2 protein-coding genes are annotated in these 2,875 nt (G+C 68.3%); both read right to left on the reverse strand.

The genetic code is table 11. The features are described from left to right. Window positions 1–1,737, reverse strand: a 1,737-nt coding sequence (locus DMB66_RS58650; RefSeq protein WP_148112931.1) for a GMC oxidoreductase, incomplete at its 3' end; no start/stop codon positions are given. A gap of 25 nt (window positions 1,738–1,762) precedes the next feature. Next, window positions 1,763–2,875, reverse strand: a 1,113-nt coding sequence (locus DMB66_RS58655) for a glycoside hydrolase family 15 protein (RefSeq protein WP_233625598.1), incomplete at its 5' end; no start/stop codon positions are given.

A 2,875-nucleotide genomic window follows, 5' to 3' on the forward strand; every position in this document is an offset into this window, starting at 1 on the left:
GTAGAGGTTCTCGTGCTCCCAGCTGCGCTGGTTGTCGTCCACGACAGAGGTAGCCGGGCTCGTGCCCATGATGTGGGTGCCGGCCAGGTGGTTGCCGCCGAGGATCCGGTAGCCCTCGCCCTCGAACTCCACGTACCCGTACTCGGACGGGTCGTAGTTCGTGTGGTCCTCCGCCCCGAGTTGGTCGAACAGCTGCCGCGACAGGCGACGGGCGAAGGCCGCGCCGCGCATCGTGTAGTCGGGGACCTTGAACGAGATCACCGGGCGCATGTTGCCCAGCTGGTCGCGGTAGCGGGGGTCGACGGTGACGCGGTTCTCCGGCTCCGGCAGCACCTCGATCATGTGGGCGAAGAGCAGTTGCTTGCTGACCTGGTCGACCAGGGACCGGCGCAGGTCGAAGCCGTACCGGTGCTCCTCGACCAGTCTGGTCAGATCGCTGACCGGGGCGCCGGTGGGCCAGCCCCAGCCGTCGTTGTGGATGTCGGTGCTGAAGCTGGCCTGACCACGCCGGAACCGGCCGCCGCGCAGGTCGACGATGCCCGAGGTGCAGTTCGTCCCCCGCATCGTTCCCGCGATCTCGGGGAGCAGGGCCCAGGTGAGCAGGTAGGCGTGGTCCATCAGATTGCGACCGACGAGGTCGCTGCGGTTCTGCAATCCGGAGGCGAGCATGAGCCGCGCGTTCTCGATCGCGTTGGTCGCCAGCACGTAGGTGCGCCCACGGGCGAATCCGGTCTCGTACTCGGTGGAGTTCGGATCGCGGTAGTGCCGGAACTCGATCTGCGTGACCCGGCCGGTCTCCGGGTCGGTGTGTACCTGGTAGGCCACGGCCTGGGCCAGGAGGTCGACGTCCCGGGCCAGAGCCTTGGCCAGGGTCTTGCCGGCGTGGTATTTGGCCTGCACCGGGCAGAGCGGCACGCAGTTGTTGTTGCCCTGGCAGCGCTGGCCCTCCTCGACCTGGGTGGTGCTGACCGCACCCACCGGCCTGAATCCCTGCCCGTGGTCGTAGGCGGGGTTCGGAATGCCGTTGCGCCCCTGGGGGAACGGGCGCACCTTGAGCGTGAAATCCTCGTCGTCCAGCTGCACCCGGGTGCCGTCGACCCCCTTGGCCACGACCTGGTCGAGGTAGGACTGTGGCAGGCCCCGCATCGGATACACGTAGCCCGGCGGGTAGCTGAGGCCGAGGTACTGCTGGTCCTCGACGTCGGCCGAGACCCCGATCTCGCGCTCGGCCTCACGGTAGAGCGGCTCCAGCTCGGCGTACCCCAGCGGCCATTTCGGGCCGTGCCCGTACCGCTCGGAAAGCTCGAAGTCCTCCGGCAGCATCCGCAGGATCTTCGCCTCCCAGTGCAAGGTCGTGCCGCCGAGCACCCGGGTGTAGGTGGTATCGGTGGAGTGCGGGCCGTTCTGCACCAGATACCCGTCCGTGTTGGGCACGCCGGGCTGGAGCGGGCGGGCGTCGGTGCTGCGGGGCATCGGGACGGGAGCGATGACCGGGTACGGCGACTGGTTGTCCTTGCTCGCCGCGGCGTAGAAGTCGTTCAGGTAGTCCTCGTAGCCCTTGATGGTCAGGTCGTTGGACGGGGCCGCTTCGAGGATGAGCACCGAACGGCCCTCGCGGCTGAGGCGGTCGGCGATGATCGCGCCGCTGATTCCGGCCCCGACGATGACGACGTCGTAGACCCTGTTGGCGGCAGCTGCCGGGCTGGTGCGGGCGCTGGCCCCTTCGGGAAAGATCACGGGATTTCCTTCGTAGGTGATGAAATCAGCCCTGTACGGTCAGTCCTGTCTTGGCCCGGACGGCCGAGAGGTAGGCGGCGTAGCTCCAGGTCAGGTTGCTCACGCTGCGGCAATAGCCGGTGGTGCGGTCGAACTGCTCGCTGAGTTCGAGGTTGTCGCTGTGGTAGGTGACTGCTTGGAGCATCTGGTCGGCGGCCTGCTCCAGCGCGGCGGCCGCGTCCCGCGCGGGAGTGTCCGCGGCGACGCCGATCTGGGCGAAGAACGGCGCAGAGAGGTCGTCGTAGGGCAGGGATCCCGTGCTCTGCACCCCGTCCGCCAGCCGGTAGTACAGCTCCGCGAAGTTGCAGGTGGCCAGGGCCCAGGGGTGACCACCCTGGACGGGATTCGACACGTCACCGTCGTAGCTGTCGCCCGGATAGCGCCCCAGCATCGGCCCGATACCGAGCTGCTGATCGGCCAGGTTCACCGGGTAGACCGCGGGCGAAGCCGGGTCCGACCAGTGCTTACGGAGTTCGGCGGCGGTGGCGAGCAGGCGGGTGTCGGTCAGTGGCAGGTCCCCGTAGATCGCCGCGATGACGATGTCGATGTTCGGGTCGTAACCCGGGCCGGCCGGGTCGGTGGGAGGCTGGGCGTCGCCGATGAGGCTGAGATAGCGGGTTCCGTCCCAGTGCGAGGTCAGGGCGCTCCGCAGCCAGTCGGCCGCTTCCCGACATCCGGCGGGCACGGTGACGCCGATCGTGTTGGTCGAGATCTCACGGAAGCAGCGCAGCTGCACGGCCCGGGCGAAGAACGAGTAGCCGGAGTGCTCTTCCCACACGTTGGTGGTCTGCTGTTGGTAGGCCCCGATGAGGAAGTCGAGGTTGCGGCCGATCACCTGACGTGCGAGATCCCGCGTCGGCTCATCCAGTTGGGTGAAGGCCCGCAGGACAGCCAGGGTCTGCAGGGCCGGCCCGTCGTTCTGCTCCGTCCACGGGCGTGAGTTTCCCTCGATGGTGAAGCAGGCGTGGGCGAGCGTCGGTATGGCGTTGCCCTGGCAGATCGCGGCGAACCGGACGTAGTCCTCCAGCGGTTCGACGCCGGAGGCCGGCTTGGCCGGCATGCCGGACGCGACCAGTTCCATCGCCGTGATCGCCGCGTC

It is taken from the genome of Actinoplanes sp. ATCC 53533 (genome assembly GCF_003947245.1).